The organism is Streptomyces sp. LBL, from assembly GCF_029893585.1.
Classification (GTDB): domain Bacteria; phylum Actinomycetota; class Actinomycetes; order Streptomycetales; family Streptomycetaceae; genus Streptomyces.
This window is the reverse complement of the sequence record NZ_JARXYX010000002.1, coordinates 117,322-143,168: the sequence shown is the minus strand read 5'-3', so window position 1 is coordinate 143,168 and position 25,847 is coordinate 117,322. Positions and strand designations below refer to the sequence as shown.

General features: G+C 71.2%; 21 protein-coding genes. 14 read left to right on the top strand and 7 right to left on the bottom strand.

Going from position 1 to position 25,847, the window contains the following annotated elements; all coding sequences use genetic code 11:
- Window positions 1-132: 132 nt before the first annotated feature.
- Together M2271_RS02885 and M2271_RS02880 are read left to right on the top strand one after the other, a co-directional pair.
- Entirely contained in the window at window positions 133-1,473 is a 1,341-nt protein-coding gene (locus M2271_RS02885) for a hypothetical protein (protein ID WP_280885461.1), read from the top strand.
- Window positions 1,473-2,873 carry an acyl-CoA reductase gene (locus M2271_RS02880; protein WP_280885460.1) on the top strand — a complete coding sequence of 467 codons (1,401 nt, stop codon included), beginning with the start codon at window positions 1,473-1,475 and terminating at the stop codon, window positions 2,871-2,873. Before M2271_RS02885 ends, M2271_RS02880 begins: the two co-directional genes overlap by 1 nt.
- 142 nt (window positions 2,874-3,015) lie before the next feature.
- On the opposite strand, the gene M2271_RS02875 is transcribed toward M2271_RS02880, so the two are convergent.
- Window positions 3,016-4,851, bottom strand: a complete 1,836-nt coding sequence (locus tag M2271_RS02875; protein ID WP_280885459.1) for a protein kinase — start codon at window positions 4,849-4,851, stop codon at window positions 3,016-3,018.
- Between the two features lie 552 nt (window positions 4,852-5,403).
- Between M2271_RS02875 and M2271_RS02870 the strand changes: the two genes are divergently transcribed.
- Window positions 5,404-6,111 (top strand): hypothetical protein, encoded by a 708-nt coding sequence (locus M2271_RS02870; RefSeq protein ID WP_280885458.1) that lies wholly within the window; start codon window positions 5,404-5,406, stop codon window positions 6,109-6,111.
- Between the two features lie 208 nt (window positions 6,112-6,319).
- On the top strand, window positions 6,320-6,697 hold the full coding sequence (locus M2271_RS02865) for a peptidase inhibitor family I36 protein (RefSeq protein WP_280885457.1): 378 nt from the start codon (window positions 6,320-6,322) through the stop codon (window positions 6,695-6,697).
- Between the two features lie 18 nt (window positions 6,698-6,715).
- On the opposite strand, the gene M2271_RS02860 is transcribed toward M2271_RS02865, so the two are convergent.
- Window positions 6,716-7,858 carry an acyltransferase family protein gene (locus tag M2271_RS02860; protein ID WP_280885456.1) on the bottom strand — a complete coding sequence of 381 codons (1,143 nt, stop codon included), beginning with the start codon at window positions 7,856-7,858 and terminating at the stop codon, window positions 6,716-6,718.
- A 210-nt stretch (window positions 7,859-8,068) separates the two neighbouring features.
- A complete protein-coding gene (locus M2271_RS02855; protein ID WP_280885455.1) occupies window positions 8,069-9,214 on the bottom strand; it encodes a GNAT family N-acetyltransferase in 1,146 nt (381 codons plus the stop codon).
- Window positions 9,215-9,527: 313 nt separating this feature from the next.
- Between M2271_RS02855 and M2271_RS02850 the strand changes: the two genes are divergently transcribed.
- Together M2271_RS02850 and M2271_RS02845 are read left to right on the top strand one after the other, a co-directional pair.
- Entirely contained in the window at window positions 9,528-11,609 is a 2,082-nt protein-coding gene (locus M2271_RS02850) for a glycosyltransferase (protein WP_280885454.1), read from the top strand.
- A gap of 30 nt (window positions 11,610-11,639) precedes the next feature.
- Window positions 11,640-12,857: an LCP family protein gene (locus M2271_RS02845; RefSeq protein WP_280885453.1), complete on the top strand. Its 1,218-nt coding sequence runs from the start codon at window positions 11,640-11,642 to the stop codon at window positions 12,855-12,857.
- Between the two features lie 234 nt (window positions 12,858-13,091).
- Here the strand turns inward: M2271_RS02845 and M2271_RS02840 are convergent, their stop codons facing one another.
- Both M2271_RS02840 and M2271_RS02835 read right to left on the bottom strand, forming a co-directional pair.
- Window positions 13,092-13,748: a response regulator transcription factor gene (locus M2271_RS02840; RefSeq protein WP_280885452.1), complete on the bottom strand. Its 657-nt coding sequence runs from the start codon at window positions 13,746-13,748 to the stop codon at window positions 13,092-13,094.
- The gene (locus M2271_RS02835; RefSeq protein WP_280885451.1) at window positions 13,745-15,013 is read right to left on the bottom strand and encodes a sensor histidine kinase; all 1,269 of its coding nucleotides are present in this window, start codon (window positions 15,011-15,013) and stop codon (window positions 13,745-13,747) included. Before M2271_RS02835 ends, M2271_RS02840 begins: the two co-directional genes overlap by 4 nt.
- Window positions 15,014-15,189: 176 nt before the next feature.
- Here M2271_RS02835 and M2271_RS02830 point away from each other — a divergent pair, with 176 nt between their 5' ends.
- From M2271_RS02830 to M2271_RS02795, 8 genes are all read left to right on the top strand, one after another.
- Window positions 15,190-15,972 carry a class I SAM-dependent methyltransferase gene (locus M2271_RS02830; protein ID WP_280885450.1) on the top strand — a complete coding sequence of 261 codons (783 nt, stop codon included), beginning with the start codon at window positions 15,190-15,192 and terminating at the stop codon, window positions 15,970-15,972.
- A gap of 252 nt (window positions 15,973-16,224) precedes the next feature.
- Window positions 16,225-17,340: a Gfo/Idh/MocA family oxidoreductase gene (locus tag M2271_RS02825; protein ID WP_280885449.1), complete on the top strand. Its 1,116-nt coding sequence runs from the start codon at window positions 16,225-16,227 to the stop codon at window positions 17,338-17,340.
- Window positions 17,337-18,269, top strand: coding sequence for a PmoA family protein (locus tag M2271_RS02820; RefSeq protein WP_280885448.1), 933 nt, complete (start codon window positions 17,337-17,339; stop codon window positions 18,267-18,269). Before M2271_RS02825 ends, M2271_RS02820 begins: the two co-directional genes overlap by 4 nt.
- A complete protein-coding gene (locus tag M2271_RS02815; protein ID WP_280885447.1) occupies window positions 18,263-19,087 on the top strand; it encodes a cupin in 825 nt (274 codons plus the stop codon). Before M2271_RS02820 ends, M2271_RS02815 begins: the two co-directional genes overlap by 7 nt.
- 116 nt (window positions 19,088-19,203) lie before the next feature.
- Window positions 19,204-20,487, top strand: coding sequence for an ABC transporter substrate-binding protein (locus M2271_RS02810; RefSeq protein WP_280885446.1), 1,284 nt, complete (start codon window positions 19,204-19,206; stop codon window positions 20,485-20,487).
- Window positions 20,484-21,428 carry a sugar ABC transporter permease gene (locus M2271_RS02805; RefSeq protein WP_280885445.1) on the top strand — a complete coding sequence of 315 codons (945 nt, stop codon included), beginning with the start codon at window positions 20,484-20,486 and terminating at the stop codon, window positions 21,426-21,428. Before M2271_RS02810 ends, M2271_RS02805 begins: the two co-directional genes overlap by 4 nt.
- Window positions 21,425-22,291, top strand: a complete 867-nt coding sequence (locus M2271_RS02800) for a carbohydrate ABC transporter permease (RefSeq protein WP_280885444.1) — start codon at window positions 21,425-21,427, stop codon at window positions 22,289-22,291. Before M2271_RS02805 ends, M2271_RS02800 begins: the two co-directional genes overlap by 4 nt.
- Window positions 22,292-22,316: 25 nt before the next feature.
- Window positions 22,317-22,892: a hypothetical protein gene (locus M2271_RS02795; protein ID WP_280885443.1), complete on the top strand. Its 576-nt coding sequence runs from the start codon at window positions 22,317-22,319 to the stop codon at window positions 22,890-22,892.
- Window positions 22,893-22,954: 62 nt separating this feature from the next.
- Here the strand turns inward: M2271_RS02795 and M2271_RS02790 are convergent, their stop codons facing one another.
- A complete protein-coding gene (locus M2271_RS02790; protein ID WP_280885442.1) occupies window positions 22,955-24,790 on the bottom strand; it encodes a glycoside hydrolase family 15 protein in 1,836 nt (611 codons plus the stop codon).
- A 217-nt stretch (window positions 24,791-25,007) separates the two neighbouring features.
- Window positions 25,008-25,787 (bottom strand): DeoR/GlpR family DNA-binding transcription regulator, encoded by a 780-nt coding sequence (locus tag M2271_RS02785; RefSeq protein ID WP_280885441.1) that lies wholly within the window; start codon window positions 25,785-25,787, stop codon window positions 25,008-25,010.
- Window positions 25,788-25,847 lie beyond the last annotated feature (60 nt).

The window sequence follows — 25,847 nt, the reverse complement described above, 5'->3', positions numbered from 1 at the left end:
CTGACGTATGCAACCGACTGACGTATGCAACCGACTGCCGTGCGCAACCGACTGCCGTGCGCAACCGACTGCCGTGCGCAACCGACTGAGTATGCAACCCACTGACGTATGCAACCCACTGAGGTGAATGCCGTGGCAAGCGCACGCGAGCAGATCCGATCCCTGGTCCGGTCCGGTGACACCTTCGACCAACCCGCCGACGCTCTACGGGAGCTGCAGCTGGAGGCCGCGCGGGAGGCGTTCGCCGCCCATCGCGAGCGCATCCCGCTGTTGCGCACCCGGGCGGAGGACACCGGCGTCGACGAGGTCACCGGCCTCGACGACCTCGTGCCGCTGCTCTTCTCGCACACGAGCTACAAGTCGTACCCCGTCTCCCTCATCACCGCCGGCCGATGGGACCGGCTCCTGCGCTGGTACACGACCGTGTCGGCGGTCGAACCGGACGACGTCGACATGGACGGCGTCGCCGACATCGACGAGTGGACCGACCGCATCGCCGCCGCCGGTCACCGCCCCTACATCACCAGCGGCACCTCGGGGAAGGTCTCCTTCCTCAACTGCGATGCCGGCGACCTGAGTTTCCTGCACGACATCCTGGAACACCTCACGTGCTGGCCCGACCCCCTGCCGCCGAAACCCACCCGCCACGGTTATCTGCTCGCACCCGCGAGCGGACCGATGCGCTCCATCGACGGCTTCCGATGGCACGCCGAGGTCTTCGCACGACCCGGCGGGACCCGGCTGCTCACCGAGGACCCGATGCGGGTGTCCGAGCTGATGAGCAGCGCGCTGCTGCGCCGCCGGGCGGCGGAGGGCACCGCGACCCCGCAGGAGATCAGCTCCTTCGAGACCGCCTCCGAGGCCCGCGAGCAGGAACTGGGCGCGGCCGTGGCCCGGATCGTCGACGACATCGCCGCGCACCGCGACGAGCCGCTGCTGATCGCCGGGATGAACAACCAGCAGTTCACGCTGATCCAGGGCCTGCGCGCCCGCGGTGTACCCGACGGGAGCCTGCACCCGGACACGCTGGTGCTCAGCGGCGGCGGAAACAAGGGCCGTGTCCTGCCCGACGACTACCAGCAGCAGTTCGCCGCCTTCTACGACGGGGTACGCCGCGTACGCAGCTACGGCATGACCGAGCTCCAGGGCTCCTGCCTCGCCTGCGAGAAGGGCAACTACCACGTGCCGCCCTGGGTGGTCCCGCTGGTGCTCGACGAACTCGGCGAGACGCTCCTGAACCCCGAACACGGGGTCGTGGAGGGCCGGTTCGCCTTCCTCGACGTCTCTCTGGAGGGCCGCTGGGGCGGGCTGATCAGCGGCGACCGGGTCTTCGTGGACTTCTCGACGTGCGACTGCGGCCGCACCGGACCGACGGTCCTGCCGGACATCCAGCGCTACGGCGACCTCGGCGGCGACGACAAGATCACCTGCGCCGCGACACTCGACTCCTATGTGCGGGGGATGATCCACTGATGAGCGGCACGGCACTCGACGGCACCGCGGCAGGCTCCGTGTCCGTCGTCCATGTGGTCCGCGGCGAGGTCGACCACGGCTCGCCCACCTCCCACGGCCGGCCGGGCGCGGTGTTCACCGCTCCGGCCCTCGACCTGGACCGTCTGGTGTGGCCCCGCGCCGAACCAGGCCCCGCCTTCCAGGTGCCCGTCGCGGAGATCGTCGACCTGCTGGTGGAGACCGGCGAGGCGCTCAGGGCGGACCGCGACGGCCTGCTCGCCGAAGCCCTGGAACGAATGGCCCGGGTCAGCCCGCTGCCGGTTGAGGTGCTGGAGCGTGCCTACGCCGTGCTGTGGCGCAGCTTCCAACGGCCCGGCCTGTACGCCCAGATCGACCACGAACTCGGCGGGGCGGACGTACTCGACGGCTGGCGCGAGGTGCGGCTGCCCGAGGACCGGATCGCGGCCACCCGCGCGTTCCCGCCGCGCCTGGTGCACATCATCGCCGGCAACGCACCCGGCGTCGCGGCGATGTCCGTCGTGCGCGGCGCCCTCACCAAGGGCGTCAACCTGCTGAAGCTGCCCTCGAACGACCTGTTCACCGCGACCGCGATCCTGCGCACGATGGCCGCGGTCGCCCCGGGCCATCCCGTGGTGCGCTCGTTCTCCGCGGTGTACTGGCGCGGCGGCGACGAGACGGTGGAAAGCGTCCTGTTCCGGCCGCAGTTCTTCGACAAACTGGTCGCCTGGGGCGGCGAGAGCACGATCCGTGGCGCGCTGAGGTACGTCGGCCCGGGGTTCGAGCTCGTCTCCTTCGACCCCAAGACGTCCATCTCGCTGATCGGCCGCGAGGCCTTCGAGTCCCCGCAGACCCTCGCCCGGGCCGCCGACGCGGGCGCCGCCGACGCCACGTTCTTCAACCAGCAGGCGTGCGTGGCCAGCCGCTTCCAGTTCGTCGAGGGTTCCTGGGAGGACGCCGACCGCTATGCCGCCCTGCTGTGCGAACGGCTGGGAGTGGCCAGGGAGTTCAGCTCGGCCGGCGGCCCGCGGGTCGCCGCGGAACTCCGCGAGGAGATCGACGTTCTGCGTTCCCTGGCGCCGGAGTACCGGGTGTGGGGCGGCTACGACGGCCGGGGCCTGGTCATCCGCTCGCCGGAACCGGTGGACTTCCACCCGGACGGAAAGATCGTCGACGTCGTCCCGGTCACCACCCTGTCCGAAGCCGTCAGCCACGCCGGGGTCGCCACCCAGACGGTCGGCGTGTATCCCGACGCCCGCAAGGCGGAACTGCGGGACGCCCTCGCCTGCGCAGGGGTGCAGCGTGTGGTGTCCCTCGGCAGAGCAGGCGGCATGCCGCCGGGCCTCTCCCACGACGGCTTCTACCCGCTGCAACGGCTCATGCGCTGGGTGAACGACGAGTGACACCGCGGGCGGACCTGTCCCTGCGCTACGGGGCCACGGGACGGCCCGAGCGCCGCTACCGGTTCCTCGGGAGGCCGGGAGAACTGCGGCGCGGCGACGAAGCCCGCGCGTGAGGCAGGTCACTCGGCGCTCCTGAGACAGGTCACTCGGTGCTGCGGAGCGCGGTCCAGGTGTCGTGGCCCACGATGCCGTCGGCTTCTAGTCCCCTGGCGCTCTGGAAACTCCGCACCGCGGACGCCGTTCCGGGACCGAACTCACCGTCCGGCCCCGTGCTCCCCACGCTGTAACCGCGCCGGGTGAGCATGCACTGCACCTGCAGCACGCGTTTGCCGCTGTCCCCCTGGCGGGTGCGTCCGTTGCCGGAGTAGTGCGTGCAGTCGGAGATCCAGGGCGGGGTCCCCGGCTCGGGGGGAGAGCCGCTCGTGGCGGTGCCCGGGCCGGCGGAGGCGCTGTGCTCCACGGAGGGGGCGGAGGGGGCGGCGGGAGAGCCGCGGCGGCCCGTTCCGGCGGAGCCGGAGGATTCGGGGGACTCGGCGCCGCCGCCGGTGTTCGCGGCGCCCTCGGCACTCTCGGCGGCCCCGACGGTCCGTTCCGGGGCGCCGGAGGTGGTGGGCGGGGAGGCGGTACCGCCGGGCACACCGCCGGCGGTCGACGCACCGGCCTCGGGGGAGCCGGCGGTCGCGGGGGCGTCCTGGGGAACGAGCACGAAGATCCCCGCGGCCACCGCGAAGAGGACGACCCCCGCGGCGACCGCCAGCAGCGGCTTCTTCCGTGACCGGGCGCGGGTTCCTGCTTCCGTCTCCGTGCGTAATGGCTCCGGCGAGGTGCCGACGGACGGGTCCGGCGCAGGGCGGCTCGGATCCGTTCGCTCGGCCGGGGCCGACGGCACCGCTTCGGCAGGACCGGCCAGGTGCGCTGGAACCGCCTTCGCAGGACCGGCCAGGTGCGGTGGCACCGTCGTCGCCGGGTCGGCCGGGGTTCGTAAGCGAGCCTTCCGCTCGACGGGGAGGTGGCGGAGCACCTCGAACGCCCGTTGCCTGGCCAGCGTTCTGCCGGCCAGCGGCTCGGGCCAGCCGGCGGTCCCGGTGTCCGTCCCGGCCGCGTCGATCAGTTCCTGCGGAGCGGGCCGCCGCTCGGGCTCCTTGGCCAGGCAGGCGGACAGCAGAGAACCGAGCGTCGGGTCCGCCGCCGAGATCTCACCGATGAGCTCCGGATTCGGTTCCTCGAACGCCACGCGGTGCATGACGTCCACTCCCGACCCGTCGCCGAACGGGGCACGCCCGGTCGCCGCGTAGACGAGGGTCCCGGCCAGGGAGAACACATCGGACCGCGTGTCCGACGTGCCCGTCCTCAGGTGCTCCGGCGACATGTACGCCGGCGTTCCCACGCGGTTGCCCGTGCCGGTGAGGGAGCTCGCGTCCACGGCCTTGGAGAGGCCGAAGTCGATCACGTACGCGCCGTGGACGCACAGCAGCACGTTGGACGGCTTGAGGTCCCGGTGCACGATGTCCGCTGCGGCCAGGTCGGCCAGCGCCCGCCCCAGCTCCGCCACCAGCCGCCACACCGCGGCCGTCTCCAGGGGCCCGTTCTCCCGTACGGCATCGGCCAGATCGTGCCCCGGCAGGTACTCGGTGGCCATCCACAGCAGTTCGTCCTGGAAGCCCGTGCCGCACAACCTCGGGGTGTGCGGTGTGCGGATCCGGGCGTGCACCGACGCCTCCCGTTCGAACCGGCGCCGAAATTGGGAGTCGTCCGCGTACTCCGGCCTGATGACCTTCACCGCGACCAGACCTGGACCGCCGTCCGCGGGACAGGCGAGGTAGACCCGTCCCATGCCGCCGCTGCCGAGCAGCGCCAGCGGCAGATAGGGTCCGATGCGGACCGGGTCGCCGCGGTGCAGGGGTGCGGCACCGGTCTGGCGCAGCGCGGCCGTCTCGCTTGTCGGGGACCCCGGTGGCACCGGCCGCTGCTCTGACACGCATCTCCCGAAGTGATGTTCGCCGTACGTTCGTTCGGCGCCAAGGGAAGAAGAGGCTAACCCAGCACCGGCGAACGTTCAGGGTTTCCGTCACTTCGGCCCGGACGGCGAAGATCCCGCCCTATGACGTCCGAGGGTCACAACCGCCCCGCTGTCCTCTCTCATGGAAGTCAAGCCGACGGGGGAGTCGGAAGGCGGCTGGTCCGGGTCCGTACGACCGGACGAAGGCAGGGGGTGGCCACGGTGCGGGCTTCGAGGTTCGTTTCCACGGTGGCGTTGTCGATGTGCGTGGCGGCGATGGCGGGCGGCTGCGCCGACGGCACGGACCGGAACAACGCGGGGGAGCCGCGACCCGTACCGCGGTCCGCCCGAGTCCAGGGCGATCTGCTGAAGAACGCCGAATCCGCGCTCGTACAGCGGTGTTTGACGGTGCGTCAGGTAGCGCTGCCCGCAGTGCCGAGCGGATCGGGGACCGGGAGCGAGACCGGTTCCGGGACCGGATCCGAAACCCGTTCCGAAACCGGGTCCGGAACCGAAACCGCTGACGGTGCCGTGCAGCCCCAGCAAGCCACAGGTCGGCGCCAGTTCCCGTACGGGATCGACGACCCCGCCTGGGCCGCCCGGCACGGCTTCGGCGGCGTGCCGGAAACCGGTGGCGGCGCCCGCGGTGACGGAGCCGACGCCCGGCGCACACAGCAGCAGCCCCGGACGGAGTCCGGCAGGCGGGCGGCAGAGCGGCAACAGAGGCTGACCGACGCGATGTTCGGCAGTGGACGCCGTGAACTGTCCACCCGGACGGCCACCGGACTCGTCGTCACAGCCAACAGTGACGGCTGCCTCGCCCAGGCGCAGCGCGTCCTCTACGGCGACCAGGCGCGCTGGTTCCGTACCGAGGTCGCGGTGAACAACCTTGAGGCCGCCGCGCGCCACCGGGTGACCCAGGATCCGGCCTACCGGGCGGTGCTCGCCCGCTGGGCGCGCTGCGTCGCCCCGGTGCACAAGGCCGAGGACCCGGCCGGACTGCGCAGCGTGTGGCAGCGCCGCGCCCGCGATCTCGACCGACGGCAGGCCTCGGATCTGCAGCAGCGGTACGCCGTGGCCGAGGCCCGCTGCGTACGGCGCACGGACCTCGCCGGCACCGGCACCCGCCTGGAGAAACGCCACGCGGCCGAACTGCGCGCCGAGTACACCGACCAGATCGCCGACCACCGGCGGATGCGCGAGCACGGTCTGCGCTACGCGGTCCAGCACGGCCTCTGAGCCGTCTCCCCGCAACCACACCGGACTCCCGGAGTCTGACCGGTCGATCACCCGGCAGGCCACCGGGCCGAGCGAGCGCGCCCGGCCGAGGGCCACTCGACTCACTCACCGAGATCACCGAGATCACCGAGATCACCGAGATCACCCGCGATGGCGGAGATCACGGAGATCACGGAGATCACAGGACCACACGAAAGGGATCGACATCATGCGCAAGACCTTCATCTCCGCGGCCGGCATCCTCCTCGCCGCCGGCGCCGCCCTGGCCGTCGCGCCCGGTACCGCACAGGCCGCCGCGCCCTGTGCCTCCGGGAGTTTCTGTGCCTACACCGACGCCAACTTCGGTGGCCTGTCCGTCGGTTGGACCGGCGACGACGGGTGGTGGGAGAGCAACATCGCGGACGAGGACAGCTCGTGGGCCAACCACGGCATCTCGGGCCCGGGCATCAAGGACCACGTCAAGGTCTACGCCAGCGCGTGGCAGGGCGGCGGTGTCACCATCTGCCTGGCCCCCGGTCAGGAGGTCGGCTACGACGCCGGCGCGAACGACCGGGGCGACTCCCACATCTGGACCACCGGCTGCTGAACGCCCGGACGAGGCCCGTCACCCCGGTGTCACACCGGGGTGACGGGCCTCGTCGGTCCGTCGGAACGCCCAGTCCGTCCGCGGTTCCACCACGAACCGGAAGACACGCCGTACGGGCGGGGTGCACAGCACGGTCACGACCGTGGCGGCCACGACGGTGACGGTGATCTCGCCGAGCGGCCGGTGGACCCAGGCAGGCCCGTACCAGCCCCAGAACTTGGCGCCCTGGGCCACAAATCCGTGCAGCAGATAGCCGTAGAGCGTGCCCGCGCCCAGCATGGTGAACCAGGTGCGCCGGCCGGGCACCCAGGAGAGGAAGCAGGCGACCAGGAGCAGGGCGACCGCGAAGAGCCCCAGCGTCATCACCGGCCCGTACCAGGCGGGTGCGCCCAGTTCCACGGCGCTGTCGTCGTGGAAGAACCAGGCGGCGGTCATCCGCGGCACCGCCCAGTACGCCACGCCGAGCGCGCCGGCGAACACCGGTACCGCCAGAAGACGTACCCGACGGCGGCGGACCAGCCGGAAGTGCTCCGGCTTCAGACACAGGCCCAGCACGAAGTACGGCAGGAACTGCAGGGTGCGCTGCAGGGCGAGATCGTCACCGATCGGCGCCAGGGTGGCCAGCGCGGCGATCGCGAGGGCGAGGGGGAGCGGCCACCGTACGGTCCGCCAGAGGGGGGTGGTCAGCCGCCAGATGAACAACGCCGCCAGGAACCAGGTCAGATACAGCGGGTCCAGCAGGCTGATCGGACGGTCGGGGGCGCTGTCGGTCCAGCGGGTGTAGAGGGTGTACGCCGTCTCGAAGACCACGTACGGCACGACCAGTTGCGTCACCAGCCGCCTGAGCCGCTCCGGGCGGGCGTCGAAACTCCGGGAGAAATAGCCGGAGACGATGATGAACGCCGGCATGTGGAAGGCGTAGACGAACATGTAGAGCGCGGCGGCCGCCCTGCTGCCGTCCCTCAACGGCTCCCACGCGTGTCCCGCCGCGACCAGCACGATGGTCAGGTACTTGGCGTTGTCGAAAAACGCGTCGCGCTGCTTCGCCGGCCCGGGTGCGGGCCGGGCCGAAGGCGTCGTACCGCGCTCCGACGGTGGTCCTACCGGAATGACAGTGCCGGAGTCGCCGGGAGCGACGGTTGTGGTGTCACGGAGAGACATCCCGAGCGCCTCACCGACTCGGAATGACGTAAACCTCTCCGGGGCAAGTCGTGGCACAGGTCACAGGAGGGCGACGTTCTCGCTCAGCGGTCCGACAGTTCAGCCCGGTCCGGGTCGGTCCGGGAATCCAGTCCGCTCTGGGTCGGTCCGGTAATTCAGTCTGGTATGGGTTGATTCGGGAATTCGGTCCGCTCTGGGTCGGTCCGGTCTTCAGCCCGGTCCCGGTCGGTCCGGGGAGGCGGTCCGGTCCGGGTCGGGTCGCGCCGAGGGACGCAGCGTGCCGACCGTCCTCAGCAGCCGGTCGGCCGGCTCGCGCAGGGTGGGATGGGCCAGGACCGTGTTCCGCAGCCCGCGCACCGGCCTGCGCCACAGCTTGTGCGCCGCCGCCACCGGGTGGGTCCGGCTCGCGAACCCCTCACCCACCCGCAGTTCCCGGGTCTTGAGCCAGTCCTTGTACTCCTTCTCGCCGCGCCCCATGTCCATGAGCCGCACCCCCTCCCGGGCGGCCGCCTCGGCGAGCCGCAGATGCATGATCAGGCCGGGCGAGTAGTAGCGGAACTCCGGGTCGTACGCGGTGAACCAGGCCGCGAACACCGTGCGTGACGTCGGGCCGAAGTGGGCGGACACCGGCCGGTCACCGGCGTACAGCACGGACAGCACGCCCATGAAGTGCTCCTCGCGGACGTGGAAGAGATGGTTCACCAGGTCGACGATCCAGGGCCGCGCGAACCGGTCCATCCGTCCGGTCCTGCGGTACTGGGCGGACTTCCACCGCATGAGGGTGCGCAGCGCCTCCGGGTCGCGCTCGTCGTAGACGAACCGCATCTCGCCCAGGTCGCGCCCGAGGCGGCGCTCCTTCTTCAGGGTCGTCTTCGCCAGCCCCGGATACGTGCCGCGCAGCCACTTCGCGTAGTCACCGCCGCCGGGCTCCAGGTCGATCACCGGGGAGGCGAAGGTCCCGGTGACATGTCTGCCGAACGGCTTCTGTTCCTCGACGAGGTGATCGAACTCGAAGATCGACAGCCCGCAGGCCCGCAGCAGTTCGTCGGAGTCCCAGGTGACCCCGGGTCTGTGCACCAGGGCCTGACAGTCGGAAAGGCCCAGACCGATGGCCCGGCCCACCCCCAGGGCGTTGCGTTCGAACGGGAGGAATCCCACCGGGTCTTCGCCCTCGCGCAGGACTGCCACCCGCGCCCCGCCGCGATGTCTGCCGACCCCGATCGCGAACTCCGGTGCGAGGAAGGGGTTGGCGTACTCGGGTGACTCGTCCATCGCCCGGTGCCAGGCCCCGCGCAGCGAGGCGTCCAGATCGCCGGTTCTGTGGACCGTGATGTCCAGTCTGCTCATGGTGCGCATGCGCGACCGCTCCCCCCGGAATGCCGAAATGTTCGGCGAGGATCAAACGTCGCGAAACAGCACGCACGCTGTCAAGGTGTCTGCCGCAACGGGTGATCCGCGTCTGCTGTGAGCCTCGCCGATCACGCCACGCGAGGACAAGACCGCGTCTAGACTCGCGCCCCATGTGCCACACACGCCCCGTCAGGCAGTGGGAAAAGCCGTCCCTCCCTCTCGCGCGCTCCGTCGCTCCTGGCGGGAGAAGAAACGTCCCGCTGTCCTACGGCTCCCGGGCCCTTCGCGGGGCATCTCCCGGGAAGGGGGACGATGTTCCGTGAGGGGCCGCCACAAACACTCCCGCGATCCGCGCGGCCACTGGCTGTTGCTGATCCTCGTCCTCCCCGCGATGTTCGCGGCCCTGCTCTTCGAGGGCTGGAGCAACCACGAGGTCGACGCCGCGAAGACCCGCTCCCCCTGCACCTCACCCGCCCCGGACGCGGTGGCCGCCGGAAACGGCCCGGTGATCGGCATCAACCGCGCCGGGATCCGGACCGCCTCCATGCCCGCCCGCACCGTCGCGCTCACCTTCGACGGCGGCCCCGACCCGGTGTGGACCCCGCGCCTGCTCGACCTGCTGCGCAGCCACCGCGCCCACGCCACCTTCTTCCTCTACGGCGCCCAGGCCGCCCGCCACCCGGACCTGGTCCGGCGGATCCGCGCCGAGGGCCACGAGATCGGCTCGAACACGTACACCGGAGCCGTCCTCGGTGAGGCCTCGCCCGCCCGCTTCGCCACCGAACTCAATCTGACCCAGGCCGCGTTGGCGGGCACCGTGAACCTGCACACCACGCTGTTGCGGATGCCGCGCACCACCTCGCCGGACACACTGTGCGGCCGGGAGTGGCAGGCGGCGCGACAAGCCACCGCCCGCGGCTATGTCCTGGTCACCGCCGACAAGACCGCCCGCACACCGGCCCAGGGACTGGTCCGGCAGTTCAGCCAGACCGAGACCGCCTACCAGAAGACACGCAAGCTCCTCGGCGACCGGAGCGTCGACCGCTTCACCACCGTGTCCGACGGAGCCGGCCTCACCCCGTACACCCCGGTGTCCGCCGTCGATCACTGGCAGGGCACCGCCCTGATCTGGGGCACGGCACTCGGCCGGGCCTTCTCGCAGGCCATGACGTGGGTCCTCGGGATCGCGGGCGCCCTCGGCGTACTGCGCCTGGCGCTGCTCGGCCTCTTCGCCCGCGCCCATGTCCGCCGACTGGAACGTTTCCGGCCCGGCGCGCCCTGGCTGCGGGAGGTGACGGAACCGGTGACGGTGCTCGTCCCGGCGTACAACGAGGAGGCCGGCATCGCGTCCACGGTGCACTCGCTTCTGGAGTCCACCCACCAGAACCTGCAGATCATCGTGATCGACGACGGCTCGACGGACCGTACGGCCGAGATCGCCGCCGAGATCGACGACTCGCGCGTGGAGGTGATCCGCCAGCCCAACGGGGGCAAGGCCGCCGCCCTCAACACCGGTCTGGCGCAGGCCCGGCACGCCATCGTCGTCATGGTCGACGCCGACACCGTCTTCGAACCGGACGCCATCCACCGGCTGGTGCAGCCACTGGCGCATCCGGCCGTCGGCGCGGTCAGCGGCAACACCAAGGTCGGCAACCGACGCGGTCTGCTCGCGAAGTGGCAGCACCTGGAGTACTGCATCGGCTTCAACCTCGACCGGCGGATGTTCGAGGTCCTGGAGTGCATGACGACCGTCCCCGGCGCCATCGGCGCCTTCCGCCGCGACGCCCTGCTCGGCGTCGGCGGGCTCAGCGACGACACCCTCGCTGAGGACACCGACCTCACGATGGCCCTGTGGCGGGCGGGCTGGCGGGTGCTCTACGAGGAGTCCGCCGTCGCCTGGACCGAAGTGCCCACCTCCCTCGGGCAGTTGTGGCGACAGCGCTACCGCTGGTGCTACGGCACCATCCAGGCCATGGGCAAACACCGCGGCGCCGTCCTGGGCGTGGGCACGGCCGGCCGCTTCGGCCGCCGCGGACTGACCTACCTCGCGCTCTTCCAGGTCCTCCTCCCGCTGCTGGCGCCGGTCATCGACGTCTACGCCCTGTACGGCGTGCTGTTCCTCGACCCGCTGCGGTCGGCCGGCGTGTGGTTCGCCTTTTTCGCCGTCCAAATGGTCAGCGCCGCCTACGCGTTGCGGTTGGACGGCGAGCGGAGACGGACCCTGTGGTCGATGCCGCTGCAGATCTTCGTCTACCGGCAGCTGATGTACCTCGTCGTCATCCAGTCCGTGGTCGCGCTGCTGCTCGGCAGCCGGCTGAAGTGGCAGCGCATGAAGCGCTCCGGCACCGCGGCTGAACAGATCGGTGACCCCGCCCCGTACAAGAGCGTGCCCACGAGATGATCCCGACGCTCCGAGGGGCTGGACAGGCCGATGGACGACTGGACCGACCACCCGGCGGGCACCGCCCCGCACGACCGTACGAACGGCCCCGTACACGTCAGTACAGGGCGGACGCTGCCGTACGCGCCCCCGCCCTCGACGCGTACGGCACCGCTGCCCGGCATGCTCTCTTCTGCCCCGCCGGGCCGCACCGGCCAGGAGAGCCGCACCGGCGAGGAGAGCAGCCCCGAACGCGGCAGCAGAGTTCGCCGTCCGCGCCGCTCCGGGCGGCGCCGGGCGGCGCGGGCGGCGCTGCTCCTGCTGAGCGCGCTGCTCGCCACCGGCGTCGGCACGTACGTGTGGGCCGACAACCGGCTCGCCCAGGAGGTGGATCTCGGCGCGCTCACCGACCGCGCCGCCCCGGGCAAGGGGACCAACTACCTCGTCGTGGGCTCCGACAGCCGCGAGGGACTGTCCCCGCAGGACAGGAAAAACCTGAACACCGGATCGGCCGAGGGCCGCCGCACGGACTCCATGATCCTGCTGCACACCGGTGCCGGCGGCACCACGATGATGAGCCTCCCGCGCGACTCGTGGGTGACCCTGCCGCCGTACGTCGATCCTGGCACCGGCAGGACCTACCGGGCCGCGCCGAACAAGCTGAACGCCGCCTTCTCCCTGGGCGGCCCCGGGCTGCTCGTCCGCACCGTCGAGCGCAACACCGGACTGCACATCGACCACTACGCCGAGATCGGCTTCGCCGGGTTCGTCGGGGTGGTGGACGCGGTCGGCGGCGTGGACCTGTGCCTCGACCGTCCCGTCAAGGACAAGTCCTCGGGGGCGAACCTGCCCCGGGGCTGCCAGACCCTCGACGGCGCCGAGGCCCTCGCGTTCGTCCGGCAGCGCAAGCAGGAGGCCCAGGGCGACCTGGGCCGCACCCGCAACCAGCAGAAGTTCCTGACCGGCCTCGCCGCCAAGGCGACCACCCCGGGCACGCTCCTCGACCCGGCCAAGTCCGTCCCGGCGGTCTCCGCCGGCCTCGACACGCTCGTCGTGGACAAGGACACCGAACTGCCCCAGCTCATGTCGCTGTTCCAGGCGATGCGCAACGTGACCGACGGGGGCAGACAGCTCAACGTGCCTGTCTCCAACCCGAACCTCACCACTCCCCAGGGCAGCGCCGTGCAGTGGGACGCGGCCCGCGCCGGGAAACTCTTCGACGACCTCAAGGAGGACCGCCCGGTGACCGGACCGCCTCGGAACGGATGACGCGCTCGGCCAACTCGGCTTCGGAACAGGGTCGTGGTGCTTCGGAAGGTGGTGCTCCAGTGGGTGCTTCGGTGGTGCTTCGGAACGGGTGCCTCGGAACGGGTGCCTCGGAACGGGGTGCCTCGGAACATGGTGCTGAGGACGGAGCCATGGCGTGCTCCGGGGTCGACGGGGGATCCGCACCGTGATGTCGATCGCCCGACGTGTCAACGCCCTTCGAATCGCCAGGAGTTGTCAGGCCAGCAGCCGCTTCTCCTTGGCGACGGCCACCGCTCCGGCCCGGGTCTCCACGCCCAGCTTGCCGTAGATCCGGCCGAGATGGGTCTTGACCGTCGCCTCGCTGATGAACAGGGCACGGGCGATCTCCCGGTTGCCCAGGCCCCGGGCCAGCTGCTCGAGGATCTGCTGCTCGCGCGGGGACAGGGTGGGGTGGGGGCTGCGCAGACGGGTCAGGAGCCGGTCCGCGACGGGTGCGGACAGCGCGGTGCGGCCGGCGGCCGCGTTGTGGATCGCCGTGAACAGTTCTTCCGGCTGTTCGGCCTTGAGCAGATAGCCGATGGCGCCGGCCTCGATGGCACGGGTGACGTCGGCGTCGGTGTCGAACATGGTGAGCACCAGGACCCGCGGGCCCGCCGCGCCGTCCGCGGTCAGGTGTCGGGTGGCGGTCACGCCGTCCATGCCGCCGTCGAGCTGAAGGTCCATCAGGACGACGTCGGGGCGCAGCCGGGCGGCCGCAGCGAGCGCCTCCTCGCCGGTGGCGGCCTCACCGACCACGTCGATGCCCTCGGCACTGGACAGCAGGGCGCGCAGTCCGGCGCGTACCACGGCGTGGTCGTCGCACAGCAACAGCCGGACGGGCGGTGCGGGCGGTGCGGGCACCGGCGTACTCACGAAACGGGCTCCTTGGCGGTTGTGGAGGGACGCGCGCAGGCCAAGGGCGTCAGGGGGACGGCGACCGAGACGACCGTGCCCTCGCCGGGGGCGGACTCCACGGTGAGTGTGCCGCCCGTCTGACGGGCCCGGATACGCATGGCCGGCAGCCCGTGTCCCCGCTCCGGGGTGGCCGTACCACTCGGGGTGGCCGTACCGCTCGGGGTGGCCGTACCGCCCGGGGAGGTTGCGTGGAAACCGCGTCCGTTGTCGGCGACGTCCACCGAGACCTGGTCGTCCAGGCAGGTCAGGGTCACCGCGGCCCGGGTCGCCGCCGCGTGTTCGCGGACGTTGGCCAGCGCCCCCTGGGCGATGCGCAGGAGGGCCGCCTCGACCCGTTCCGGCAGTCTGCCCGGGTCGCCGTCACGCCGGAACTCCACGGTCAGACCGGGACCGCTTTCCCGCTCGGCGAGCGCGGCGAGCGCCCCCGGGAGCGTGTGCTCGGCGAGATCGGCCGGTGCCAGGTCGTGCACGAACCGGCGAGCCTCCGCGAGACTGCGGGAGGTGATCTCGGCCGCGTCCCGCAGGTGGGCGCGGGCCGTGTCCGGGTCCGTCCGCCAGACCCGCTCGGCGGCCTGGAGCAGCATCCCCTGGCTGGACAGACCCTGGGCGACGGTGTCATGGATCTCGGTGGCCAGCCGCTGGCGTTCCGCCAGGACACCGGCCCGCCGTTCGGTGGCCGCGAGGTCGTGGCGGGTGCGCACCAGATCGTCGATCAGGCCGCGCTGCCGGGCCCCTTGGCGCTGCAGATGGACGAGTACGGCGGTGGCGACCGCGGCGACGGCCGGCGGGGCCACGACCATGTTCGGGTTGAGCGCCCCGCCCGCCACCCGCACCTCGGAGACGACGACCAGCGCGGTGAGCAGCGCCGCGAGCGGCACCGCCAGCCGGGTCGGCAGCGCGTGCAGCCCGGCGAACAGCAACGGCATCGCACACCAGGTGGCGCTCGGCGCGAGGACCAGGAGAACGACCCAGACGCCGGACACCGAGCCCAGCCAGACCAGATGGCGGGTGGTCGGAGGCGAGCCGGGGCGGGGCGCCGGAGCCAGGAAGCGCCCGAGGACATGGAGCAGACAGAAGACCGCGAACAGCGCCACCACCCACCCGATGCGGGCCCCGCCCTGGTCACGGGTCAGAAAGCGGGCGAACGAGGAGCCGAGCAGCAGGAAGAACGCGACATCCACGGTCGTGGCCAGCCAGCGCTCGTCCGGATCGGTGTGGTTCATGCTTCGTGTCTAGCGCGGCGGACGCCGGATCGCATCAACCGATCGGCTGACCTGGGGGACCTCCGAACCGCTCGCGGACCGAAGCCTGTTGGCCGAGCCGGACACCCTGTTTCCGCACCGAGGCTGGTGGAACGGCTCAGACCGCCGCAGAAACTCAGAACTCAGGGGACCACCACATGCCCGGCAAGAACCTCACCGTCAACCGCGCCTCCGTCGGCCACCGCATCGGCTACGCCCTGCGCCACCCCGACCGGGTGCCCCGCCACCTGGCCCGCGCCACCCGGGACCTGTGGCTGCGCCGCCGTCACACCGACCACGTCTCCTACTACCGGGCCGTGATGCGCTCCGACACCCGCACCGACCCGGACGCCGCCGTCGGCAGCCGCAACCGGGAGCGGTGGCTCGCGCTCGGGGCGATGCAGTTCGACTACCTGGTCGGCCACGGTCTGCGGCCCGAGCACCGCATGCTGGAGATCGGATGCGGCAACCTGCGGGGCGGCTGGCGGTTCATCCGGCATCTGGAGCCCGGGTACTACCACGGCATCGACATCTCGCCCGACATCCTCGTCGCCGCCCAGGACACCATCGTGGACATGGGCCTCCAGCAGCGGCTGCCCACACTGACCCCGGTCCGCGACCTGACTCTGCGGTTCCTGCCCGAGGCCCACTTCGACGTGATCCACGCACACAGCGTCTTCTCCCACTCGCCGCTCCCGGTCATCGACGAGTGCCTGGCCCATGTAGGCCGGGTGCTCGCCCCGGGTGGCTGGTTCGACTTCACCTTCGACCGCACGGAGGGCGAGGAACACCATGTTCTGCGCGAGGACTTCTACTACCGCACGGCGACCCTCGTCGCCCTGGCCGAGCGCCACGGCCTCCAGGCCCGCTTCATGGACGACTGGGAGGAACTGCCCCACGGCCAGTCCAAGATCCGCGTCACCCACGGAGACGCGACCTGACCCGGATGAGCGCGTGGGCCACCTTCCTGGCACGCGGTGGTCCGCCTTCCCGTCACGAGGTGGGCCACCTCCCGGGTCACGAGGTGGGCCACCCTCCCGTCACGAGGTGATCCACCGCCACCGGAGTGCTCCCCTGGGAGCGCCCCACTCCAACATCACACCAGGGGGGTTGTCCGGACATTCCTCGGCCCCTAGGCTCGCTCGGAGCAAGCGCTTTCTGCGTCTGCCCGCAAGTCGTCCGAGGAGTACCGCATGCCCCCGCTCCCAGCCCGTCGCCGCGTAGCCGTGGTCGGCACCGGTGCCATCGTCAGCGGCAGCCACCTGCCCGCGCTCAGAGCCCACTCGGACCGGACGGAACTGGTCGCAGCGGTCGACGTGGACCAGGACCGCCTCGACCGGTTCCGGGAACTCGCGGGCGGCGAGGTCGCCGGATACCGGGCGATGGACGCGATGCTGGACGCCGTGCGCCCCGACCTGGTCCTCATCGGCACCCCGCCCTCGCTGCACCGTGAGCAGACGGTGGCGGCACTGGAGGCGGGCGCCTGGGTGCTGTGCGAGAAGCCGCTGAGCCTGTCGCTCGCCGAGTACGACGAGATCGCGGCGGCCGAGGAAGCGTCGGGCGCGTACGCGTCCGTGGTCTTCCAGCACCGTTACGGCTCCGGCGCCGTCCACGCCCGTGAGCTGATCGCGAGCGGCGAGCTGGGCGCCCCCCGGGTCGCGCACTGCCAGACCACCTGGCACCGCGACGCCGCCTACTACGCAGTACCGTGGCGCGGCAAGTGGGCCACCGAGGGCGGCGGCCCGACGATGGGCCACGGCATCCACCAGTTCGACCTGCTGCTGCACCTGCTCGGCCCCTGGGTGGAGATCCGGGCGATGGCCGCGCGCCTGGTCCACGACACGGAGAGCGAGGACGTCTCCACGGCCCTGGTCCGCTTCGAGAACGGCGCCCTGGCCACCGTCGTCAACAGCGTGCTCTCCCCGGACGAGGTCAGCCGCATCCGCATCGACTGCGCGGACGCGACCGTCGAGCTCACCCACCTCTACGGGCACCGCAATGAGGACTGGGTCTACACCCCGGCCCGGCACGTCGCCGCCGAGCGCGCCAAGGCTTGGCGCACCCCCGCCGCGGACGTGCCCAGCTCCCACACGGCCCAGCTCGGCGCGCTCCTCGACGCGTACGACAACGGTGTCAGGCCGCCGACCAGCGGACCCGAGGCCCGGGCCACCCTCGAGTTCGCCGCCGCCCTCTACAAGGCGGCGTTCACCGGCAGCCCGGTGCACGCGGGCGAGGTCGGGCCCGGCGACCCCTTCTACCCGGCCATGCACGGAGACCACCCCCACTGGGCCCCCAAGGAGCGCGCATGAGTATCCGCGTCAGCCACGTCCACGGCGAGCACATCGCGGTCGAGGCCGCGGACGGCACCGAGATCCTCCGCTACGTCTACCGCCCCGATCCCCACGCCTTCGAGTCCCGCAAGCCCTACGCCCACCCGGTGCGTACCCTCGCCGGACACACGGTCACCGGCTACCGCCCCAACGACCACCGCTGGCACAAGGGCCTGCAGATGACCGCGAGTCATCTGTCCGGCCAGAACTTCTGGGGCGGCAACTGCTACGTCCACGGGCAGGGCTACCTTCCCCTGCCCGAGCGGATCGGCTCGATGCGGCACGACGGCTTCCCCGCGTTCACAGTCGCAGACGACCGGCTCGCCTTCACCGAGGAGCTGACCTGGGTGGAGAACGGCGGCGCCGAGTGGGCGCGCGAGGAGCGCGGCCTGGCGGTCCACTCGGTCGACGAGGAGGCCGGCGCCTGGGCGCTGGACTGGTCGATCCGGCTCACCAACCTCCGGGACGAGCCGCTCTCCTTCGGCTCCCCGACCACCGCCGGCCGCGAGATGGCCGGCTACACCGGGCTGCAGTGGCGCGGCCCACGCGACTTCACCGGGGCCACGGTCCTCGCCCCGGGAACCGACGCGGACAGCGACCCGGGCGCGTTGATGGGCTCCCAAAGTCCCTGGCTCGCCGTCACCACCGAGCACGACGAGGTGGACGGACACTCCACCCTGGTCTTCGCCCACGCCCCCGAGAACCTCGACGAGAAGTCCGCCGTCCACGAGTCGCACTGGTTCGTGCGCTCCGAGCCGTTCCCGACGGTCTCGTTCTCCTGGGCGTTCTTCGAGGAGTTCGAGCTGCCTCCCGGCGAGTCCTTCGCCTACCGCTACCGGGTCGTCGTCGCGGACGGCGCCTGGGACAGCGACCGCGTCGGCACCCACCTGCAGGGGCTGCCATGGTGAACGAACCCGCCAACGAACCCGCCAACGAACCCGCCAACGAACCCGCATCGGTGAAGCCGGCGCTTCCGCACCCGCTGCCCGGCGCCGTCGGCCTGTCCCACCTGAGCGCCTACGACTGGGAGGCGGCCGACGGTGTGTGCGGCGGCAGCCCGCATCTGCACCTGGTGTGCACCGAGGCGTACGTCGTCACCGGCGGCCGGGGCGCGGTGCAGACACTCAGCCCCGACGGCTATCGGGACATCCCCCTGGAGGCGGGCTCGGTCGCCTGGTTCACGCCGGGCACCGTGCACCGCATGGTGCAGGGCGGCGATCTGCGGATCACCGTGCTGATGCAGAACAGCGGACTGCCGGAGGCCGGGGACGCCGTCTTCACCTTCCCGCCCGAGGTGCTCGCCGACCCCGGGGCGTACGCGGCGGCGGCCACCCTCCCGGCCGGCACGGGAGAGGAGACGGCGGCGGCGGCCAGGCGCCGCCGGGACCTCGCCGTAGAGGGCTACCTCGTCCTGCGGGAGGCCCTCGTCGCCGGCGACACCGGTCCGTACGCCGCGTTCCAGCGCGCCGCCGCCCGGCTGGTCCGCGCCAAGGCGCCGACCTGGCGCGCGCTGTGGCGGGCCGGCGCGCTGGCCACCGCCGAACGCACGGGCGCCCAGCTCGACGCGCTGGCGGCGGGCGAGCCGGCGTATCTCGACGAGGCCACCGCCCACGAGACCGCGCCCACCCGGCTCGGCGGCTTCGGGATGTGCGGCCGGCGGGACGAGTACAACCTGCCGGGGACGACGCTGCCGTATCAGGGCGGCCGGCAGGGGCAGCAACGGTAACGGTCCCAGGGGCAGTTACCGGCCCCAGGGGGTAGTAACACAGTCCGCAGGAGGCAGTAACAGGGCCCAGGAGGCCGCCCAAGGAACGTCCGAGGAAGGAATGAGGTGACCTCGGCATGCCCGGACACAGGACAAAGGGGTTCTGCACTTCGGCCGCCGCACTCGCGCTCTGTGCGGTGCTGGCCGGTTGCGGGGGATCCGGGGAGCCGGTCGGCGGTGGCAAGGCCGTGCTGCGCTACACGTGGTGGGGAAACCCCGACCGCGCGGCGCGCACCGAACAGGCCGTCGCCCTGTTCGAGAAGCGCCATCCGAACGTGCAGGTGCAGACGTCGTTCTCGGGTTACGACGCCTACAAACAGAAGCTCGCCGTGCAGGCCACGGGCGGCGACGCCCCCGATGTGATGCAGCTCGACTACCGCCAGATCGACCAGTACGCCTCCGGCGGCGTCCTGCTCGACCTGGCGAAGCAGAAGTCCGTACTGCGCACCTCCGACATCGACGCGGGCCTGCTCGCCGCGGGGCGGGTGGCCGGCGGGCAGTACGCGATCCCGCAGGCCCGCGGCACCGAGACCGTCGTCTACGACGTCAAGACCTGGAAGGCGTCGGGCGTCCCGCTCCCGCGGCAGGGCTGGACGTGGAGCGACTGGGCCGCCGCCGTGCGCGAGTTGGCGAAGAAGACCGGCCGGCCCGGGGCCACCGACCCGGGCCAGAGCGAGGACGCCTTCGAGGTCTGGCTGCGCGGCCGGGGCAAGGCCCTCTACACCAAGGACGGCGGTCTCGGCTTCACCGCCGACGACCTGACCCAGTGGTGGACCTTCGCCGACAAGCTCCGCCGCGAGGGCGCGGTCTCCGCGGCCGAGCAGACCACCCAGATGGACGGTTCCGTCGAGAACACCCCGTTCGGACGAGGCCACGCGACCGCGGACACCAACTGGGACGCCCCGTCCAGCGGCTACCTCGCCCTCGTCCCGACCGGCATCGCCCTCGCGCCCATGCCGTCCGGCGAGGACGGCACACCCGGCCAGTACTTCAAGCCGGCGATGTTCCTCGGTGTCTCGGCCAACACCGGCCATCCCAAGGAGTCGGCCCAGCTCGTCGACTTCCTCCTCAACGACCAGGACGCGGCGAAGATCCTCGGCGTCACCCGCGGCATCCCCGTCAACGAGACCATCCGCGAGCGGACCGTGCCCCAGCTCAAGGACTTCGACAAGACCGTCGCCGCCTTCCAGTCGTCCCTGGAAGGCACCCTGAAGGATCCGCCCCAGGCCCCGCCCTCCGGCGACAACGCCCTGCAGACCACCTTCCAGCGCGACTACGACCAGGTGTCGTACGAGCGCATGTCGCCCCGCGAGGCGGCCGAGAACTACGTCACCGAGGCGAAGGCGGAGCTGAGGTCATGACCACCACCGACATCCCCGCGCCCACCGCACGCCCGAAACGGAACGCCACCGCCCCGAAGCGCCGCCCCAAGCGCGAACGCGAGGGCGCCGCCTGGGTGTTCCTGTCCCCGTGGGTCCTCGGCGCGAGCGTCCTCACGCTGCTGCCGATGGCCGTGTCGCTGTATCTGTCCTTCACCGACTACAACCTCTTCGACCCGCCCCGCTGGGTCGGCCTGCGCAACTACACGCAGATGTTCACCGAGGACCCGCGCTACTGGCGATCGGTCGTGACGACCCTCACGTACGTCGTCATCGCCGTGCCCCTCCAACTCGCCCTCGCCCTCGTCGTAGCCCTCGCCCTGAAGTCCATGAAGCGCGGCAAGGCCTTCTACCGGTCCGCGTTCTACGCCCCCTCGCTGCTCGGCGCCTCGATGTCGATCGCCCTCGTCTGGCGGGCGGTCTTCAACGACGGTGGCACGGTGGACAACCTCCTCGGCAACGGCGGCTGGGTCAACAAGCCCGGCTGGGCCCTGCTGGCCGTGGCGCTGCTGACGGTGTGGCAGTTCGGCGCGCCGATGGTCATCTTCCTCGCGGGCCTCCAGCAGATACCCGCCGAGCTCTACGAGGCGGCGGCCGTCGACGGGGCCGGAAAACGGCGGCAGTTCGTGTCCGTCACCGTGCCGATGCTGTCCCCGGTGCTCTTCTTCAACCTGGTGCTGCAGACCATCCAGGCCTTCCAGGTGTTCACGCCCGCCTTCGCGGTCAGCGGCGGCAAGGGCGGCCCCGCGGACTCGACCCTCGTCTACACCATGTACCTCTACGACCGCGGCTTCGTCGCCTCCCACATGGGCTACGCCTCCGCCATGGCCTGGGTGCTGCTGCTCGTCATCGGCGTCGTCACGGCGGTCCTGTTCCGCACCTCGCGCTCCTGGGTCTTCTACGCGTCCGAGGGGGACCGATGACCGTCGTCTCAACCACCGCTTCCCGCAAGCCCGTTCGCTGGGGCCGGATCGCGCTCCACCTCGGCTGCCTGGCCGCGCTCCTGGTGATGCTGTATCCGCTCGCCTGGCTGCTCGCCACCTCGCTCAAGCCCGCCGACGAGGTCATCGCCAGCCTCGACCTGCTGCCCAGCCACCTGGAGTGGTCGAACTACAGGACCGCCATGGACGGCGTGAACGACGTGTCCGTCTGGCGGCTGCTGTCCAACTCGCTGCTGATCGCGGGCGGCGCGGTCCTCGGCAACGTGATCAGCTGCTCGCTCGCCGCCTACGCTTTCGCGCGCCTCAGGTTCCGCTTCCGCGGCCCGCTGTTCGCCTTCATGATCGCGACGATCATGCTGCCGCACCACGCGGTGCTGATCCCGCAGTACATCATCTTCAACCAGCTCGGCCTGGTGAACACCTACTGGCCGCTGATCCTGCCGAAGTTCCTCGCCACGGAGGCCTTCTTCGTCTTCCTCATCGTGCAGTTCATGCGCGGTCTGCCGCGCGAGCTGGAGGAGGCGGCCCGTATCGACGGCTGCGGTCCCTTTCGGAGCTTCTTTCAGGTGATCCTGCCGCTCACCCGGCCCGCCCTCATCACCACGGCGATCTTCACCTTCATCTGGACCTGGAACGACTTCTTCACCCAGCTCATCTACCTCTTCGACCCGGACAAGTTCACGCTCACGCTCGCCCTGAGGTCGTTCGTGGACGCCTCCAGCCAGTCGTCGTTCGGCCCGATGTTCGCGATGTCGGTGATCGCGCTGCTGCCGATCGTGCTGTTCTTCCTCGCCTTCCAGCGGTTCCTGGTGGAGGGCATGGCCAGTTCCGGAGTCAAGGGGTGAGTGAGAGTGAGTGAGGGTGAGTGAGATGCGGTCACATGAGCCGGGCGAGGTCTTCGGGCCCCGGATGACCCTGTTCGCCGACGTGCTGAGCGTCGGTCTCGCCACGGCGGTGGCCTGTCTGCCCCTGGTGACCGTCCCGGCCGCGCTGTCCAGCGCGTGCGCCGTACTGCGGGGCGCGGGGGAGGGGCGACCCGCCACCGCCGGGCGGTATCTCGCGGTCCTACGGCGACGGCTGCGACTCGGTGACCTGGCCGCCGGGCTGGTCGCCCTGACGGGGGCCCTGCTGTTCGTCGCGGACCTGGCGCTGGCCGGGGTGGGGCTGCCGGGGGCGCCGCTGTTCGCCCTGGTGGCCGCCGCGATCGGCGCGGGCGCACTGGTGGTGGGCCTGCGGGCCTGCGCCCGCCCCGAGTCGCTCACCGACTGGCCGGCCGCCGTGCGCGAGGCCGCCCGGGACGCCGTACGGGACCTGGGCGGTTCCGGTCTGGTGCTGCTCGCGGTGGCGACGGCCGCGCTGTGCGCGTGGATGCTGGTACCGCTCGCGTTCCTGGCGCCGGGGCCGCTGGCGATGGCGCTGGCCGCGGTCGACGTAAGGAGATCCTGACGTCACGTCAGTTCACCTTGCCTCCCGCCCGGTTCATGCACCCACGTGTCCTCGGCGGCCGGTCAGCCAAGGGCGCGGTCCAGGTTGAAGGCGGCGCTGATCAGGGCGAGATGCGTGAACGCCTGCGGGAAGTTGCCCTGTTGCTCGCCGGTGTGGCTGATCTCCTCGGCGTACAGGCCCAGATGGTTGGCGTAGGTGAGCATCTTCTCGAAGGCCAGCCGCGCCTCGTCGATCCGCCCGGCATGGACCATGGCCTCGACGTACCAGAACGAGCAGATGGAGAACGTGCCCTCGTCGCCGCGCAGTCCGTCGGGGCTCTCCAGCGGGTCGTAGCGGTAGACCAGTGAGTCCGACACCAGGTCCTGGGTGAGGGCGTCCAGGGTGGACAGCCACTTCGGGTCGGTGGGCGCGATGAACTTCGTCAGCGGCATCATCAGTACCGCCGCGTCGAGCACGTCGCCGTCCTCGTGCTGCACGAACGCCTGGCGCGTCCGGGACCAGCCCTTGCTGTGGATGCGCCGGTAGATCGTGTCCCGGCACGCCTGCCAGCGGGCCAGATCGGCGGGCAGGCCGCGCCGGTTGGCCATGCGGATCCCGCGTTCGATCGCCACCCAGCACATCAACCGCGAGTACAGGAAGTTCTTGCGGCCGCCGCGGGTCTCCCAGATACCCTCGTCGGGCTGGTCCCAGTTCTCGCACACCCAGTCCACCAGCGCGGACACGTCGTCCCACTGGTCGCTGGAGATCGGCTTGGCCCATTTGTCGTAGAGGTAGATCGAGTCGATCAGCGCGCCGTAGATGTCGAGCTGGAGCTGCTGGGCGGCACCGTTGCCGATCCGGACCGGCGCGGAGGACCGGTGCCCCTCCAGATGGTCGAGTTCACGCTCCGTCAGATCGGTGCGGCCGTCGATGCCGTACATGATCTGCAGCGGGCCCGAGGGCTTGCCGTCGCCCGGACTGATGTGCCGGGTCACGAAGTTCATGAACGCCTCGGCCTCGCCGGTGAAGCCCAGCCGCAGCAGCGCGTACACACAGAACGCGGCGTCCCGCACCCACACGTACCGGTAGTCCCAGTTGCGCTCACCACCGAGCTGCTCGGGCAGGCTTGTCGTCGGCGCCGCCACGATCGCGCCGGTCGGCGCGTAGGTCAGCAGCTTCAGCGTGAGGGCCGAGCGGTGCACCATCTCCCGCCAGCGGCCACGGTACTTGGACGCGGACAGCCACTTCCGCCAGTACGCCACCGTGGTGGTGAACTGCTCCTCGGCCTCCGTGCGCGCGCACCGGCGGGGGACCACCTCGCTGCCCAGCTGGTCCAGCGCGAACACCGCCGACTCGCCCTCGGCGAGTTTGAACTCGGCGCGTGCGTCCGGGCCGTCGGCCTCCAGCGGCACCGTCGCGGTCAGGCCCAGCGACAGCTTGGCGGACTCGAACACCGCGACGTCCCCGGCCACGTGCACGGTGTGCGGCTCCGCGCCGTAGTCGAAGCGCGGCGCCACCCGCGTACGGAACGGGATGGAACCGCGCACGCACAGCACCCGCCGGATCAGCCGGTGGCGGTCGGTCTCCACCGCGTCGCCGTCGACCGGCATGAAGTCCTGCACCTCGCCGACCCCGTCCTCGGTGTAGAAGCGGGTGATCAACACGTTGGTGTCGGGGAAGTAGAACTGCTTGGTGGTGGCCGCGACGGTCGCCGCCAGCTCGAAGCAGCCGCCCTTGTCCGCGTCCAGAATGGCCGCGAAGACGCTCGGGGCGTCGAAGGAGGGGCAGCAGTACCAGTCGATCGTGCCGTCGGTGCCCACCAGAGCCACACTGCGCAGGTCACCGATCAGACCGTGCTCGGCGATCGGCAGATACCGCCCGTCCCCGGATCCCTGCCGTGCGGTCGGTCGTCCGTCCATCGCAGCCTCTCTGCCCGGCACGCCCCTCGGCCTCAGCCTCAGCTTAGGCGGGGAAGGACAGTGCGGAGCGGTAACGCAGCCAGCGCCGCGACAGGTAATGTTCCCCGTCGCGACGCCTGGCACGCTCCCGCACTGCCTCAAGGGCGTGGGAGGTGCCCCACTCGCTGCTCCTCTCGGGCAAACAGTGCCTGTCGCGGCACTGGTGCCGGTCGCGGCACTAAACCGCGATCACCCGCAGTCCCGCCTCCTCGAACCGGCGCACGGTCTCCGCGTCGGCCCCCGTGTCCGTGACCAGGGTGTCCACGGCCTCGGCCGCGCAGATCCGGGCGAAGGCCCGTCGGCCCAGTTTGCTGGAGTCGGTGGCGACGATCACCCGCTCGGCGCGCTCGCACAGCAGCCGGTTGATCGCCGCCTCCGCCTCGTCGTGGGCGGCGGCCCCGTGGAACACGTCGAAGCCGACGACACCGAGCACCGCCACATCGACCGTGATCTGGCCGAGTACCCCGTCCGCGAGCGGCCCGACCAGCTCGTACGACTGAGGACGGGCGACCCCGCCGGTCACCACGATCTTGAACTGGGGGCGCACGGCCAGCTCGTTCGCGATGTTCAGCGCGTTCGTGACGATCGTCAGACCGGGCGAACCGGTCGCCAGGTCGCTGCGCACGGCCAGTGCCCGGGCCACCTCGGTGGTGGTCGTCCCGCCGGTCAGACCCACCGCCTCACCCGGCACCAGCAGCTCCGCGACCGCCTTCGCGATCCGCTGCTTCTCGGAGGCGTGGCGGGCGGTCTTGTAGCGCAGCGGCAGTTCGTACGACACTCCGTGCACGACCGCACCGCCCCGCGTGCGTACGAGCATCTGCTGTTCGGCGAGCTGGTCGAAGTCCCGGCGGATCGTCGCCGACGAGACCGCCAGTGCGACGGCCGCCTCCTCGACGTCCAGCCGTCCGCGCTCCACGAGCAGGTCCAGCAGCGCATTCCAGCGGGCGTCGCGCGACATCCGCATCCTCCGTTCCTCGACCGCTCCTCGATCTCCGGCGACCCTAGCGCACGCTGTTTT